Here is a 14,107-nt window from a genome sequence, read left to right on the forward strand (position 1 = left end):
TACCATGCAACGCGTGCCTGTCCTGTTCGCTTTCGCTCCCCTGCTGGCCGGTTGCGATCGACCGGCGCTCTCCGTACGTTCGCTGGCCACAGATCCGTCACGGTTGTACGCACTGCGTACGCAGTGCCGCGCAGGTCAGCATGACGCCCCGTTCTGCGCGCAAGTGATCCAAGCCGACCTGCGGCGCTTTCTCTCCGGGCAGTCCGGGCCCAGCGAGAACCAGACGCCGGCCGATCTACCGCTGATTCCACCGAGCTTCGATGAGCCCGCCGACTGCTCCGAGGCGGTAGCCTTCTCTGAACAGGACGACTCGCCATGAACGACGTTTCCGTCATCGACCGCTTTCTCGACGTCTTCTCGCGCTACATCGACTCGGGCTTTGGGCTGCTGCAAAGCGAAGTGGCGTTTCTGACCGCCACGCTGATCGTCATCGACATGACAATTGCCGGACTGTTCTGGGCGATGGGCCATGCCACCGGGCAGGGCGAGGACGTGATCGCAAAGCTGATCCGTAAAGTGCTCTACGTCGGAGCCTTCGCCTACATCATCGGCAATTTCAACACTCTGGCGGGCATCCTGTTTCGCTCCCTCGCCGGCCTGGGCCTGACGGCCAGCGGCTCGACCTTGAGCATGGGCAACTTCCTGCAACCGGGGCGGTTGGCCAAGGTCGGCATCGACGCCGGGGCGCCGATCCTCGACCAGATTAGGGAGCTTGCGGGATTCCCGGAGGTGTTCATCCACATCGCGCCCATCGTTGTGCTGTTCCTCGCCTGGATCGTGGTCATTGTCAGTTTCTTCTTGTTGGCGGTGCAGCTCTTCGTCTCGCTAATCGAGTTCAAGCTGACGACGCTAGCCGGCTTCGTGCTGGTGCCGTTCGCGCTCTGGAACAAGACGGCGTTCCTTGCCGAGAAAGTGCTGGGCAATGTGGTGTCCTCGGGCATCAAAGTGCTAGTGCTCGCCGTCATCGTGGGCATCGGCTCGGGACTGTTCGCCGAGTTCAATATACCGGCCGGAGCCGAGCCCTCCATCGACCAGGCGCTGGTCATCATGCTGGCCTCGCTGTCCATGCTGGCCCTGGGCATCTTCGGGCCGGGCATCGCGACCGGGTTGGTATCCGGTGGACCGCAACTCGGCGCGGGCGCGATGGCCGGTGCTGCCATCGGCGCGGCCGGAACCGCTGTCGCAGTCGGTGCCGCGGCTTCTGGCATTGGTAGTGCTGTGGCCGCCGGGGCACGCATGGCCCCGGCAGCTGCGAGAGCAGCAGCCAGCGGTGCGCGTTCGATGGCATCGAACGCCAGCAGTGCCAGGTCCGCATACCAAGCTGGTTCCGCTTCGGCCGGTGGCGGCCTCAAGGGCACTTCCGCTGGCGTGGGCAATGTCGCCAAGACCGGCGCGCAGGCAGCAGCGCAAAAGATTGCCGATGTAGCGCGCTCGCTCAAGGAGCGTGCGGCCTCTGCCTTGCGGCCCGATGACGCCATGACGGCATCCGGGGCCAGTGCTGCTGCCCAGGGCACAAGCGATGCCGCAGCGTCGCCCACATCCACCGGACAACCCGCTTGGGCCAAACGCCTGCATCGCAGGCAACAGATCACCCATGCCGCCACGACCGCCGCCCACACGCTACGTGGCGGCGACGCCGGTAGCTCTAGTCAAGGCCCGAGTCTGCGTAGTCCTGACGATTGAAAGGAGAACCTGCCATGCGATTCAAACGACCTCAGGTGCGCTATGCCGATACGCCGCAGCCTGCCACTCCCTACCAATCCGCTGCTCAGGTCTGGGATGAGCGCATTGGCTCGGCCCGCGTACAGGCCAAGAACTGGCGGTTGATGGCCTTTGGCTGTCTTGCGCTCGCGTTGCTGATGACGGGCGGCCTGGTCTGGCGCTCGGCGCAGTCCATCGTGACGCCTTACGTCATCGAGGTGGACAACGCGGGCCAGGTTCGGGCCGTCGGCGAAGCCGCCACTCCGTATCGACCCAACGATGCGCAGATCGCCTACCACCTGGGCCGCTTCATCGGGCTGGTGCGCTCGCTGTCCATCGACCCCATCGTCGTGCGCCAGAACTGGCTGGATGCCTACGACTACACCACCGACAAGGGGGCGGCTGTGCTCAACGAGTACGCCCGCAACAATGACCCGTTCGCGCGCATTGGCAAGGAGTCGGTGACGGTGCAGATCAGCAGCGTAACTCGCGCCAGCGACACGTCTTTCAACGTGCGTTGGACGGAGCAGCGCTTTGCCAACGGTGCACTGGATCGCACCGAGCGCTGGAACGCGGTGATTTCCACTGTGCTGCAAGCCCCGCGCAGCGAGCAGCGCCTGCGCAAGAACCCCCTGGGCATCTACGTCAAAGGTCTGTCGTGGAGCCGAGAACTGGAAGCGAACGAAGGAGCCAAGCCATGAATGATCTTTTCAGTAAATCCGCTTTGCCGGTGATTTTGTTAGCTTTCTCGGGCTGCGCCACGCAGGGCAAGCCGCCGCCGAGCATCTTGCTCGATGAGCCGGTGCAGGCACAGCCGCTGCCGGAAGCACCAAAGCCCGTGGAGGTGATCAGCGTGCCCGAGCCGTTGGCCTTGCCGGGGCAACTGATGCCTTTGCCTGGCACGGCAGATACCAAGGCATTGCCAGAACCCACCGACGAGAAAATGCGCGTCTCGCGTGCCAATGCCGAGGCGCGCATTGCGCCTACGCGCGAGGGTTACGTGAACGCGATCCAAGTGTGGCCCTTCACCGACGGTGCGCTGTACCAAGTCTATGCGGCCGTGGGCCGCGTGACAGTCGTTGCGTTGCAACCGGGCGAAGAACTGGTGACGGTTGCGGCAGGCGATACGGTGCGCTGGATCGTGGGCGACACGTCCAGCGGTTCTGGCGCGGACTTGCGCATGAATGTGATGGTCAAGCCGATCCGCTCGGGCCTCAAGACGAATCTTGTCATCACCACCAACCAGCGCACCTACCTGCTGGAGCTGGCCTCGACCGACAAGACGTGGATGGCTTCGGTGTCCTGGGAGTATCCGAAGGACAGGATGCTGGCATTGCAGCGCCAGGCACAAGCAGCCAGTGCCGCCGCGCCGGTGGAGTCGGGACTGTCGTTGGAAAAGATCCGTTTTCGTTATGCGGTCAGCGGCAGCAATCCGCCGTGGAAACCGCTGCGGGCTTTCGATGATGGCGAGAAGGTCTATATCCAATTCCCGCCCGGCATCGCCCAGGGCGAGCTGCCGCCGCTGTTCGTCATCGGCGCGCAGGGCGATGGGCAATTGGTGAACTACCGCTTTCGCACGCCGTACTACATCGTGGATCGCCTGTTTGGCGCGGCAGAACTGCGCTTGGGCGGCGGAAAAGGAAGTGGTAATGGCGACGTGGTGCGGATCGAGCGCACGGATGGCACGCGGAGGAATTGACCATGAACCAGGACGATTTTCCTGATATTGCACCGCAAGCGGGCAAGGTGGCGCCCGAGCCGGTGGCGCTGCGCGCCCAGCCGCGCCCGGTCACGCGCCTGAACCGGCGCACGCTGGCCATCCTCACCGGCGGCATTTCGGTCGCCGTACTCGGGGCCACGATCTGGTCATTGCAGCCGCACCGGCGCGGCGCGGGCGAGCAGATGGAGTTGTACAACGTGGATCGCGTCTCGAAGTCTGAAGGGCTGGATGGGTTGCCGGCCGACTACTCGAAGCTGTCGGCTAAGGTGCCCGAGTTGGGGCCGCCGCTGCCGGGTGATCTTGGCCCTGCTATCGTAAAGTCGCAGCAGCCGGTGACGCCTACCTATGCGCCGCCGGGCCATGATCCCGAAGATGCCTTGCGCAAGGAAGCCGATGCGGCGGCAACTTCGTCGGTGTTCTTCCGCTCGGGCAAGCCAGGGCAGACCGCTGGTGCGGCCGTGCAAGCAACGCCCGGGGTCAACGCTTTGGCGGCCTTCGATCCGCTTGCGGCTGGCCCGGCCTCGATGGCAGTCCAGCCTGCCGATCCGACCGCCGTACAGAACCGGCAAGACCAGAAGGAGGCGTTCCTGAAAGCCGGTTCTACGGAAACGCGCAATTCAGGGAATTTCCAGATGTCGGCCTCGCCATACCAGGTCATGGCCGGGACGGTGATTCCTGCGGCGTTGGTGACGGGCATCAAGTCCGATCTACCGGGCGATGTGATCGCCACCGTGACGGCGCCGGTCTATGACACGGCCACCGGCAAATTCCTGCTAATCCCGCAGGGCTCGCGCATCCTGGGCCGATACAACAGCCAGGTCAGCTACGGCCAGAGTCGTGTGCAGATGGTGTGGAACCGAATCATCCTGCCGGATACGTCCTCGCTGACGCTGGACAACCTTGTCGGCACTGATCCGGCGGGCTATGCCGGCATGGAGGACGAGGTTGACCGGCACTGGGGCCGCATCCTGGCCGGCACGGCATTGACCACGCTGCTCGGTGTAGGTGCTGAGCTGGCCGCGCCGGAGAACCGGCAGGATGGCAACCGCATCATTATTGCCGGGCGCGATGGCCTCCAGGACAGCGTGAACCAGGTGGGCCAGGATATGACCCGGCGCAACATGAACATCCAGCCGACGCTGACGGCGCGGCCGGGCTGGCCAATGCGGATCATTGTTAATCGCGACTTGGTGCTTCGTCCCTACCAGCCCTTGTTCTATCAGCGAGGAGGTGCCCGATGAGCACGAACAGAAAATTGCGGCTTGGGCCGCTCCCGAAACTGGAGTCCACGAAGGTGACCTTCACATGCCCGGCCAGCTTGAAAGCAGACCTCGACCGCTACGCCGCGATGCACGCGCAAACCTATGGCAAAGCGGTCGATGTGGCGACGTTGATCCCGCACATGCTCGAAGCATTCATGGCTGGGGATCGGGAGTTCAGGAAAGCCAATGCAATCGAGTTAATCGGACGCAAGCCTTCTGGAGTGAATCAAAGAGGATCGAATACGGGTCAACCATCCAGCTAAAAACCCGTTCCCGCTTTCGCAGGAACGGTTTTTGAGTTGGTGCCGGGGCCGCACCCAAACTAAGGCTTGAAACCCGCATGAATGCTGGGTGCTGTTTTGGTTTTGGCAAAATGAGCCCCCAAATGTGCCCCCAGACTGCGAAGGATACCCCCCGTCATGAAGCTGACAGACGCCAAATTGCGCAACCTGACCGAGCCCGGCAAACACTTTGACGGCAGCGGGCTCTACCTTGATGTGACCAAGGCGGGCGGCCGGTATTGGCGCATGAAGTACCGCCACGGCGGCAAGGAAAAGAAATTGGCGCTGGGTGTCTATCCGGCCGTGGGGCTCAAGGATGCACGCGACCAGGCTGCAGAGGCCCGCAAGGTGCTGCAGGCTGGTGACGATCCGGGGGCCGTGCGCAAGGCCAGCAAGGCGCAGGCCACCCACGAGGCGGTGAACACCTTCGAGGCTGTGGCGCGTGACTGGCACAAGCACCAGGCCGCCCGGTGGGAGCCTGAAACGGCCGGGCGCATCCTGGCATCCCTGGCTGCTGACATCTTCCCCGCGCTGGGTGCGCGGCCCATGGCCAGCATCAAGCCGGGCGAGGTGCGGGCCGCCATCGTGAAGATTGAGGCACGCGGCGCAGCCGACCAGGCGGGCAGGGTGCTGCAGCGGGTGAAGGCTGTTTACCGTTGGGCGGTGATCCATGAGCGCATCGCCTCGAACCCCATGCTTGACCTGGTGCTGTCTGAAATCCTCAAGCCACGCGAGGTGCAGCACCGGGCCGCCATGGCAGACAAGGAGCTGCCCGAGTTCCTGCGCAAGCTGGACGCCTATGAAGGCGACCCCCACACCGTGCACGCCCTGCGCATGGTGATCCTGACCGCCACCAGGCCGGGTGAGGTGCGGGGGGCACGGTGGGCAGAGTTCGACCTTGACGCCGCGCTGTGGGTGATCCCGCCCGAGCGCATGAAGATGCGGGCCGAACACCGCGTGCCACTGTCACGGCAGGCCGTGGAGGTGTTGCGCAGCATGCAGGCCCTGAGCGGCGGCCGTGAGCTGGTGTTTCCCAGCCCCGTTTACCCCAGCAAGCCCCTGAGCGAAAACACTTTCAATTCGGCCCTGGCACGCATGGGCTACAAGAACACCGCCACGGCCCACGGGTTCCGGGCGCTGTTTTCCACGGTGGCCAATGAGTGCGGCTGGAACCCCGATGTGATCGAACGCCAGCTCGCACACAAAGAGCAAAACGAGATACGGGCCGCCTACCACCGAAGCACCTACATGAAAGACCGTGAACGCCTTATGCAGTGGTGGTCGGACTACTTGGACGGCCGCAAAGCTGGCAACGTGGTGAAGATGCCCACACGGGCCGCCTGACTGACAAGCTGGAACCGAATCGAGTTCGGAAAGCAGGAACCACAACCAGGCGGGCACACACCAGCACCACACCACAAAGGGCCGCAAGGCCCTTTTTTCATGGGCGCGTTGGTGGTTTTTTGCATTTCCTTCGGCACCATTCCCCGGAAAACAGCGGGAACAGTGGGAACAAACACAAGGAATCAAGGAACGGTGCGGCTTACCGAATAGTCGTCAATGGGAACAAAGTGGGAACAGATTGGGAACAAAGTGGGAACAGATTGGGAACAGATTGGGAACAGAGTGGGAACACTTCTACATAGTGAGAAAACACATACACATAAACCATTGTTTTTCCTGTTTTCTCCCCTTTGCCGCCTGGCGTCCTGCGCCCACACAACCGGCCCGGCTTCTGTGCACGCGCACGCACGTTGCCGGAAATGGGCGCGTGAGGGCCTTCCCCTGGCGCCACCTTCGGCAGCGGGCAGGCGTGCATGCGTGTGCACGGCATTTACTAGCCCATGACGTGGCAAATTTACTTATTGAGAATCATTATCAAAAGTTGCCACATGCCCGGCTGCGAGTGAGCCCCAAGGGAAAAAGCCGGGCCGAACGTTTGCGGCGGTGTTTTGTGCAGCGGGCCGGGCGTCGTCGTACCGCTGTGGATAACTTTTCCCGCTGCAGTGCGCAAAAAATGAGCAATTGCACACCGCCCGTAAACCCGCATGAATGCTGGGTTTCCCGAAAATGTGCAGAAGTTATCCACAATGCGCACTAGATACGACGGGCGTTATGTTAAATAGTGTGCGGATTTATTATGTATTTAGCACACTATAGGGAATCGTGCCACAATGCAGGCATGCAACAAAGGATGCGACACATGACCCTTGAAGAATTTGACGCTGCACTGTGCGCACTGGGCTGGAAGGTGAGCGAGTTTTGTAGGGCCACGGGCCTGCACCGCAACACCCCGAGCCGCTGGCGCAATGAGGGCGTGGAGATACCCGGATGGGTGCCTAAGCACCTGGGCTTGCTGTTGGAGCTGCAGCGCCTTCATGAGGCCTACCTGACGCCACCCAAGGCGGATAGCGAGGGCGCATAGTCTTCGCACGCCTGGCGCTGGTGTGCGTGCTGCCTGAAGCGCCCCACGGGCGACGATTGAGCCCCACACCCGGCACAATGTGCCCATGATCCCCAAGCCCCTGCAGTTCCTGCTACTGGCGCCCTTGGCATTCGGCCCCATGGCCCCGCGTTTCGTGGCGATTGCGGAGGCGGTGGCGGAGCGGCTGGGCAAGCGGCAGGGCGAGCGGCAGGGCGAGCGCACGGACCTGGGAACTTGTGGAAATATTTCCACAAGTGATGCCGGTCAAAAAACCCGCGACCTAGCCGCCGCCAAAGCTGGCCTGGGCAGCGGCAAAACGCCAGTGCTGCCCGTGCTGTTGTGCGATCGACAGCGGGGCCTTTGAATGCGGCCAAAGGGTGAAGTGCATTTGGCATTGCTAGCGGCTGCGCAGGCCCTTGCAACGCCTGAGCGTGGCGCAACCCTGCGCGAGCTTGCAGCGGCTGCGTGTGTGGGGCTGCAAGCTGCGCGGCAAACCGTGGGTTATCTCAGCAAGTCGGGGGCGCTGGTGGTGGCCCGCACCAGGCGCGTGCCCTATCGAAATAAGCCCGTTGCAGAGTGGGCGCCACCGCAGCCAGACGCAAGCGCATCGCCGCAGCCTGCAGCCCATGCGCTGGCTGGTGCCCTGGCCACCTGGCACGCCAGCCCCACGAGCCACACCGATAGCGCTTGACCTGGCACCACTACCCCGTGCCATAATCGCCGCAACCCCTGACCGGGGCCGGTGCTTGAAAACACCTTTCGCAAAGCGGCGCAACCTCCCCGATAGTGAGGTTTTGTCACGTCTGCATTCTGCAAACACGGCCCCGCGCCGCGTTCAAAGTTTCGGGCGGGATGGTCAGAGTGGCAACACCTGGCGCACGTCTTTGCGCGTGTTTTCAACATCCCGCCCACCTACCCGCGCTTGAGAACGCGGCCGGTGGTTTCAAGTCTCGCAAAGGAGCAAGAAGCCGTGAACAACGTCACCACCCTGGCCAGCCGCAGCGCTGCGCCCACAACGCCCACCACGGGCACCCCCGACCCTATCCAGTTGCACGCCGCTGCCCATAACGCCCTGGCCATGGCACTGCACTACCTGCGCCAGCCGCAAGCCAACGTGCCCGGCGCATCCCGCAAGGCCGTGCAAGCCCTGGCAGCTCTGCGCAGCCTGGGCAGTGCAGACGTGTGCACCACCACCAGCGGGAGGGCCTGAGCCATGGCAGCAATCACTATCGCCTTTGAGGTCGATTCGGACCGCCTGGGCAGCTACACCGACGAACACCTAGCGCAGCTCTGGCACATTGGGCAGGCAAACCCCGCGCCCTTTGGCGATGCAGCCGCGTGCAACTTTGCCGAGCTGGTGGGGCGTGAAGTTATCAGGCGCTGGCTGGCTCAAGTAAGCCCCGCGCTTTGGACGCACCAGGCCAGCCACGTGGCAGCAAAAACCGAATGGAGGGCATGAGCCATGACGAACCAAACTGCTGCGCAACTGCGCATCGCCATCAGCGATATGGACTGCCTGTCACAAGGCGGGTTTTCAAGCATTGCAGCCATTGCAAAGCTGGCCTTAGCCGCCCTCGAAAACCCATTGACGTGCGGAGACATTGACAGCATCGCCGCTGCCCTTGAATCCATTCGTAGCACTGCGATGGATGTTGAAAACTGCATCAACGCGACCGCTGAGGGTGTGGGATGCCACTACGTTGACACAGCACAACGGCGGCGCTGGGATGCCGTGCGGAAAGCCCGTGAGAAAGACGGCACTGATGCAACCTGCGGCGGGGCCGCAACGGTGAAGGGATAAGCCATGGCAGACGGCGCCAGCGGGCCAGGTTCCGCAGCTTCGCCTGATGGCGCGCCTGGCGGCTGGCGGCTCTATTCCGGTGGGCACTTTATGCGCATTGATGGTGGCGAGCATGGAAAGCTTGCCAGGCTGGCAGACGTCCGCGATTGGCTGATGGCCTTGCACGAGTGGCCAATGAATGTTGCTGCTGATGAAGTAATTGCCAGACTTCGACAAGCGCACGCAACGGGGCTTGAGTTGTTCGTCTCCAATCCAAAAAGCTATGCCGATCAACTACGGCCTGACGCCCACATGCTGAGCCGTGAGGATGTTGAACAACGCGGTGGCCTGCGGTGCCTGGATGAGAGGTTGCTAGGTTTTGAAGGCGTGTGCAACGCGATTTTGAACGGCTGGGTTGGGGAGTATCGGGGCTACTTAAGCGCACCGCGTGTCGATGCGGTGTGTGTGCGGGCCGCTGTGGCGCACGAGCTGTGGGGCTGGGGCTCTGTGGCGTCGCCTGCCGTTGGTGCTGTGCCTGCACCTCCTTTTCTTCTGGCTGATTTTGCGGCGCTGGTTGCATATCGCAAGGCGCGCAAAGCGGCCAATGAGGCAGCAGGAAAGCCCCGTAAAAACATCCCTTGGGACGATGGTAATCAGCTTGATGTGCTTCATGCTGAATACAAGCGGCTGGGTAAGAACATCGCCGCAGCGGTGTCGATGGGAATAGCCTTGGGATGCACCAGGCAAGCCGTTGAAAACGCTTTGAATAAGGACCGGACGCCGGTAGTGGCCGCCCCGTTTCGGGGCTTGGGCGCTGCATAGGCGCCATAGCTGTTTGCACGGCGCTTGCATTCGGTGGCACTCGCGCAACGCACCTCGTCTCTGTACGCACGCCAGCAACCAGATGCAAGGCACTTGCAAGGCGACAAACCACGTTTGCAATCTTTAAGGTTCCTCCATGTCCTGCGTGCACCACCACGGATGCACCGGCATACATGAAAGGACTTTCTCCCATGCAAGTTGTGCACACCGCCAAACCCGTTGTTCCCCGTGATCGCCTGATGCGCCTTCCCGATGTGGAGGCCACCACCGGTTGCAAGAAAAGCACCATCTACAAGCTTATGAAAGAAGGCAAATTCCCGCCCTGTGTGCGCGTCACTGCCCGCATGGCTGCGTGGCCTGAATCGTCGGTTCTGGCCTGGGTGCAAGCCCGTATTGCTGGTGCAGAGGTGCAAGCATGAGCGCCCGTGTCCCATCCATGACCCGCAACGCTCAAGAGGCCACGAGCGCCCGCACCTTGGAGGGCCGCGCCATGACTGAGGCAGAGCATGCCGAGCACTTGCGGGTGCTTGCAGACACTGTGCTGCGTGATCGCGCTACCGGTGTTGCCGACGAATTTTTAGAGGCCGCATGCGGCGCTGTTGATGGATGGTACGGGCCTGCAATGGAGCACCCCGCAATCGTTGCCGCCCACATGCAGGCGTCTGCAATCGCCTATCTCGCTGAACGGCTGGCCGTGGCCCTTGCGCCCCGGCACGCACCAGAAATAACCACCGACGCATGACCACCCACATCACCCCCGACCTGATCCGCGCAGCCCTGGCGCACATCCCCGCCAGCCTGGCGCGTGACGAATGGGCGCGGGTGGGCATGGCCATCAAAAGTGAGTTTCCCGACGACACGGGCCGTGATCTGTTTGAGGCATGGAGCGCCACGGCAGACAGTCACGACGCCAGCGCCACGCGCAGCACCTGGCGCAGCATCAAGGCAGGCGGCGGGGTGGGCATTGGCACCCTGTTGCACCTGGCCAAAGAACACGGCTTTGTGCTGCCCAAGGCCAGCGAAGCGCCGGCCGCACCCAGCCCCGAAGAGCTGGCACGCCGCGCCCGTGAAAAAGCCGAGCGCCAGCAAGCCGACAAGGCCCACCAGGACGCGGCCCACGCGGCTGCAGCGCTTGACGCGGTGGCGCAGTGGGATGCAGCCAGCGACACCGGCGCCAGCCCTTACCTGGCACGCAAGGGCGTGCAAGCCCATGGCCTGCGCTTTGCCCCCGATGGCTGCGTGCTGGTGCCCTTGCGCGATGCGGCGGGTGATCTGTGGAACCTGCAGCGCATTGCCCCCGAGCGCCCGGCCGAAGGCACCGACAAACTGTTTTTGAAGGGCGGGCGCAAGTCGGGGCTGTTGCACTGGTGCGGTGATCCGGCCGGGGCTTCGGTGCTGCTGATTGCCGAGGGCTACGCCACGGCCGCAAGCGTGCACCAGGCCACCGGCCGCCCCGTTGCGGTGGCCTTTGACGCGGGCAACCTGGCGCACGTTGCCAAGGCCCTGCGCCAGCAATACCGGGCCGCGTTGCTGGTGCTGTGCGGCGATGATGATGCAGCCACCGAAGCCCGCACCGGCACCAACACCGGCCGCGTGAAAGCCGAAGCCGCAGCCCGCACCGTGCGTGGCCTGGCCGTGTTCCCCGAGGGCCTGCCCGATGGCGGCACCGACTTCAACGACTTGCACCAGGCGCAGGGCCTGGAGGCTGTGGGCGCTTGCATTGATGCCGCCATTGCAGCGCACCAGGCAGAGCAGGCCGAACGCATCCAGCAAGCCCCACAGATCCCCAAGCAAGGCAAGGCCACCACCCGCCCGCAACGTGAGCCCCACGGGGCCGATGGTGGGCACGGCGATCCCCCCGACGATGGCCGCCCGTTCGATCCGTTCACCGTCAACGATTCGGGCGTGTGGCATGCAGGCGTGGACAAGGAGGGGCAACCCAAGGCCCCGCAGTGGGTGTGCAGCCGCCTTGATGTGCAGGCCCTGACCCGCGACCAGGACGGCGCTGGCTGGGGCTATTTGCTGGCCTTTGCTGACCCGCTGGGCAAGCCCAAACAATGGGCCATGCCCGCCCGCATGCTGTCTGGCGATGGGGGAGAGTACCGCGCCGCGCTGCTGAATATGGGGCTTCGCATTGCCCCATCGCCTGCGGCCCGCAACCTGCTGACCCAGTACATACAGACCCGTCAGCCGGGCGAGTTTGCGAGCTGCACCGACCGCATCGGCTGGCACGGCCGCGCCTTTGTGCTGCCCCATGAAACCATTGGCGATGATGCCGAGCGCATCGTGTTTCAGAGCGAAAGCCAGATGGAGAACACCTTTCGCATGAAGCACGATGCAGCCGCCTGGCGTGATCGCATCGGGGCTCTGTGCGTGGGTAATTCTCGATTGGTGTTTGCCGTGGCCTGCGCCTTTGCTGGGCCGCTGCTGCGCCCTGCAGGCATGGAGAGCGGGGGCTTTCACCTGCGAGGTGATAGCAGTTCAGGCAAAACCACGGCATTGCGCCTGGCTGCGAGCGTGTACGGCGGCACCAGCTACATGCAGCAATGGCGCACCACTGACAACGCGCTTGAAGCAACCGCAGCACAGCACTGTGATTCGCTGTTGATCCTGGACGAGCTGGCGCAGGTAGAAGGCAAGGTTGCAGGCGAGTGCGCCTATATGCTAGCTAATGAACGGAGCAAGGGACGTGCAACCCGCAACGCCTCACCGCGTGCCCGCCTTTCCTGGCGCCTGCTGTTCCTGTCTGCTGGTGAGCTGGGGCTAGCCGACCACATGGCAGAAGGTGGCAAGCGCGCCCGAGCTGGGCAAGAAGCGCGCATGGCTGATATCCCGGCTGATGCGGGCAAGGGGCTTGGGGCTTTCGAGAACCTGCACGACTTTGCAGGCGGGGCTGCATTCTCTAGCCACCTGACCCGTCAGGCGCAAGCCTGCCACGGTGCACCAGGCCGGGCGTTCATTGAATGGGCGTGCGCCAATGCCGAGGGCCTGGGCAAGCGCCTGCGCACGGCTGTGCAGGCCCTGGCGCGTGATTGGGTGCCGCAAGGTGCATCGGGTCAGGTGGAGCGCGTAGGCGCCCGCTTTGCGCTGGTGGGCGTGGCGGGCGAGCTGGCCACCGAAGCGGGTTTGACGGGCTGGCCAGCGGGCGAAAGTGAACGCGGTGCACGCGCCTGCTTTGATGCATGGATGGCCGCCCGTGGTGGGGCTGGCAATGGTGAGGTGGTGGCCATGCTTCGGGCCGTGCGCCGGTTCTTTGAGTCCCACGGTGAAGGCCGCTTTACTTGGTGGCACCGTGCGTCTGATGACCACAACGCCAAGACGCTGCAGCGTGCGGGTTACCGGCGTTTGGTTGACCAGGAGGGCAACCCGATCAAGATGACAAAGAAGGTCTACACGTCTGGATTGTCCAAAGATGACCAGGACGTATACGACGCCGTGACAGGCATCGATGTTGAGGGCGCTAGCGTTGAATATTTCGTTCTGCCCGAGGTGTTCCGTGCCGAGGTTTGCAACGGCTTCGACTATCAGGCCGTTGCCCGTGTTCTTTTGGGGCATGGGGCTCTTATGCCGGGGGCTGGCCGTTCGTTTGACTGTAAGCAGCGTTTGCCAGGACTGGGGGTGTCCAACTGCTACCGCATACCCCCGGCGCTGTTCGCCTTGGACGTGTAGGGCGCCAGCCACCTTGCCAGGCCCGTGCATGCATGCGTGTGTACGGGCCTTTGTGCGTGTGTGCCAGGCACTGGGCAGCGGGCCGCCCGTGTGGGGGCGGGGCACAAATCCCTTTCGCGCTGGAAAATCAAAAATGCACCAAAAGGTGCAACGGGGCTTTTTGTCTGTTGAACGTTCGGGGCTCGTTGTTTTGCCATGGCTGGGGGTCTTGATGCCCGAAAATGTGCGGAAATCAGCTTGCGCCCTGCATTTTGTTCCCACTGTTCCCACTGCCATGAACTGAGTGGGAACGCGGGAAGCCCCTGTTTATGCGGTGTTCCCACTGTTCCCACTGTTCCCACGCAAAAACACAAGGGGGCGAAGAAAGGGGGCGCGGATGCGTGCATGCCTGTGCACCTTTTCGGGCGTCTGTGTGGCACCGCTGGGGCTCAGGGACTGAGGGGTAGG

General features: G+C 63.2%; 16 protein-coding genes. All 16 read left to right on the forward strand.

The features are described 5' to 3' along the window. The first annotated feature begins 4 nt into the window (after nucleotides 1–4). The 16 genes from DTW89_RS03905 (at nucleotide 5) to DTW89_RS03985 (ending at nucleotide 13,660) form a co-directional block, all read left to right on the forward strand. Nucleotides 5–319 carry a hypothetical protein gene (locus DTW89_RS03905; protein ID WP_005793699.1) on the forward strand — a complete coding sequence of 105 codons (315 nt, stop codon included), beginning with the start codon at nucleotides 5–7 and terminating at the stop codon, nucleotides 317–319. After that, nucleotides 316–1,683 (forward strand): P-type conjugative transfer protein TrbL, encoded by a 1,368-nt coding sequence (gene trbL, locus DTW89_RS03910; RefSeq protein WP_024815643.1) that lies wholly within the window; start codon nucleotides 316–318, stop codon nucleotides 1,681–1,683. The genes DTW89_RS03905 and trbL overlap by 4 nt, the downstream gene beginning before the upstream one ends. A gap of 14 nt (nucleotides 1,684–1,697) precedes the next feature. After that, nucleotides 1,698–2,402, forward strand: coding sequence for a conjugal transfer protein TrbF (gene trbF / locus DTW89_RS03915; RefSeq protein WP_024815644.1), 705 nt, complete (start codon nucleotides 1,698–1,700; stop codon nucleotides 2,400–2,402). Next, on the forward strand, nucleotides 2,399–3,400 hold the full coding sequence (gene trbG / locus DTW89_RS03920) for a P-type conjugative transfer protein TrbG (RefSeq protein ID WP_114654964.1): 1,002 nt from the start codon (nucleotides 2,399–2,401) through the stop codon (nucleotides 3,398–3,400). Before trbF ends, trbG begins: the two co-directional genes overlap by 4 nt. A 2-nt stretch (nucleotides 3,401–3,402) precedes the next feature. After that, the gene (locus DTW89_RS03925; RefSeq protein WP_024815646.1) at nucleotides 3,403–4,662 is read left to right on the forward strand and encodes a TrbI/VirB10 family protein; all 1,260 of its coding nucleotides are present in this window, start codon (nucleotides 3,403–3,405) and stop codon (nucleotides 4,660–4,662) included. Further along, nucleotides 4,659–4,946, forward strand: coding sequence for a DUF2274 domain-containing protein (locus DTW89_RS03930; protein WP_024815647.1), 288 nt, complete (start codon nucleotides 4,659–4,661; stop codon nucleotides 4,944–4,946). Before DTW89_RS03925 ends, DTW89_RS03930 begins: the two co-directional genes overlap by 4 nt. A 156-nt stretch (nucleotides 4,947–5,102) precedes the next feature. Then, nucleotides 5,103–6,308 (forward strand): tyrosine-type recombinase/integrase, encoded by a 1,206-nt coding sequence (locus DTW89_RS03935; protein ID WP_114654965.1) that lies wholly within the window; start codon nucleotides 5,103–5,105, stop codon nucleotides 6,306–6,308. A gap of 859 nt (nucleotides 6,309–7,167) precedes the next feature. After that, entirely contained in the window at nucleotides 7,168–7,389 is a 222-nt protein-coding gene (locus DTW89_RS03940; protein ID WP_114654966.1) for an XRE family transcriptional regulator, read from the forward strand. A gap of 85 nt (nucleotides 7,390–7,474) precedes the next feature. Then, nucleotides 7,475–7,753, forward strand: coding sequence for a hypothetical protein (locus DTW89_RS03945; protein ID WP_114654967.1), 279 nt, complete (start codon nucleotides 7,475–7,477; stop codon nucleotides 7,751–7,753). A 606-nt stretch (nucleotides 7,754–8,359) separates the two neighbouring features. After that, nucleotides 8,360–8,599, forward strand: coding sequence for a hypothetical protein (locus tag DTW89_RS03955; protein WP_236637022.1), 240 nt, complete (start codon nucleotides 8,360–8,362; stop codon nucleotides 8,597–8,599). A 3-nt stretch (nucleotides 8,600–8,602) separates the two neighbouring features. Continuing rightward, the gene (locus tag DTW89_RS03960; RefSeq protein WP_114654969.1) at nucleotides 8,603–8,848 is read left to right on the forward strand and encodes a hypothetical protein; all 246 of its coding nucleotides are present in this window, start codon (nucleotides 8,603–8,605) and stop codon (nucleotides 8,846–8,848) included. Nucleotides 8,849–8,851: 3 nt separating this feature from the next. Beyond that, nucleotides 8,852–9,190, forward strand: a complete 339-nt coding sequence (locus DTW89_RS03965; protein ID WP_114654970.1) for a hypothetical protein — start codon at nucleotides 8,852–8,854, stop codon at nucleotides 9,188–9,190. Nucleotides 9,191–9,193: 3 nt separating this feature from the next. Next, complete coding sequence (locus DTW89_RS03970) at nucleotides 9,194–9,991, forward strand: hypothetical protein (protein WP_147277623.1); 798 nt, start codon at nucleotides 9,194–9,196, stop codon at nucleotides 9,989–9,991. A gap of 191 nt (nucleotides 9,992–10,182) precedes the next feature. Then, a complete protein-coding gene (locus DTW89_RS03975) occupies nucleotides 10,183–10,410 on the forward strand; it encodes a helix-turn-helix transcriptional regulator (RefSeq protein ID WP_161555621.1) in 228 nt (75 codons plus the stop codon). A gap of 17 nt (nucleotides 10,411–10,427) precedes the next feature. After that, a complete protein-coding gene (locus tag DTW89_RS03980; protein ID WP_161555622.1) occupies nucleotides 10,428–10,733 on the forward strand; it encodes a hypothetical protein in 306 nt (101 codons plus the stop codon). Next, a complete protein-coding gene (locus DTW89_RS03985) occupies nucleotides 10,730–13,660 on the forward strand; it encodes a DUF927 domain-containing protein (RefSeq protein ID WP_114654974.1) in 2,931 nt (976 codons plus the stop codon). Before DTW89_RS03980 ends, DTW89_RS03985 begins: the two co-directional genes overlap by 4 nt. The last annotated feature ends 447 nt before the right edge of the window (nucleotides 13,661–14,107 follow it).

This window comes from Acidovorax sp. BoFeN1, from assembly GCF_003345135.1.
GTDB classification, from domain to species: Bacteria; Pseudomonadota; Gammaproteobacteria; order Burkholderiales; family Burkholderiaceae_C; genus Acidovorax; species Acidovorax defluvii.

Coding starts and splice junctions, on each gene's coding strand:
- DTW89_RS03905 (WP_005793699.1), top strand. CDS start 5: ATGCAACGCGTGCCTGTCCTGTTCGCTTTCGCTCCCCTGCTGGCCGGT.
- trbL (WP_024815643.1), top strand. CDS start 316: ATGAACGACGTTTCCGTCATCGACCGCTTTCTCGACGTCTTCTCGCGC.
- trbF (WP_024815644.1), top strand. CDS start 1,698: ATGCGATTCAAACGACCTCAGGTGCGCTATGCCGATACGCCGCAGCCT.
- trbG (WP_114654964.1), top strand. CDS start 2,399: ATGAATGATCTTTTCAGTAAATCCGCTTTGCCGGTGATTTTGTTAGCT.
- DTW89_RS03925 (WP_024815646.1), top strand. CDS start 3,403: ATGAACCAGGACGATTTTCCTGATATTGCACCGCAAGCGGGCAAGGTG.
- DTW89_RS03930 (WP_024815647.1), top strand. CDS start 4,659: ATGAGCACGAACAGAAAATTGCGGCTTGGGCCGCTCCCGAAACTGGAG.
- DTW89_RS03935 (WP_114654965.1), top strand. CDS start 5,103: ATGAAGCTGACAGACGCCAAATTGCGCAACCTGACCGAGCCCGGCAAA.
- DTW89_RS03940 (WP_114654966.1), top strand. CDS start 7,168: ATGACCCTTGAAGAATTTGACGCTGCACTGTGCGCACTGGGCTGGAAG.
- DTW89_RS03945 (WP_114654967.1), top strand. CDS start 7,475: ATGATCCCCAAGCCCCTGCAGTTCCTGCTACTGGCGCCCTTGGCATTC.
- DTW89_RS03960 (WP_114654969.1), top strand. CDS start 8,603: ATGGCAGCAATCACTATCGCCTTTGAGGTCGATTCGGACCGCCTGGGC.
- DTW89_RS03965 (WP_114654970.1), top strand. CDS start 8,852: ATGACGAACCAAACTGCTGCGCAACTGCGCATCGCCATCAGCGATATG.
- DTW89_RS03970 (WP_147277623.1), top strand. CDS start 9,194: ATGGCAGACGGCGCCAGCGGGCCAGGTTCCGCAGCTTCGCCTGATGGC.
- DTW89_RS03975 (WP_161555621.1), top strand. CDS start 10,183: ATGCAAGTTGTGCACACCGCCAAACCCGTTGTTCCCCGTGATCGCCTG.
- DTW89_RS03980 (WP_161555622.1), top strand. CDS start 10,428: ATGACCCGCAACGCTCAAGAGGCCACGAGCGCCCGCACCTTGGAGGGC.
- DTW89_RS03985 (WP_114654974.1), top strand. CDS start 10,730: ATGACCACCCACATCACCCCCGACCTGATCCGCGCAGCCCTGGCGCAC.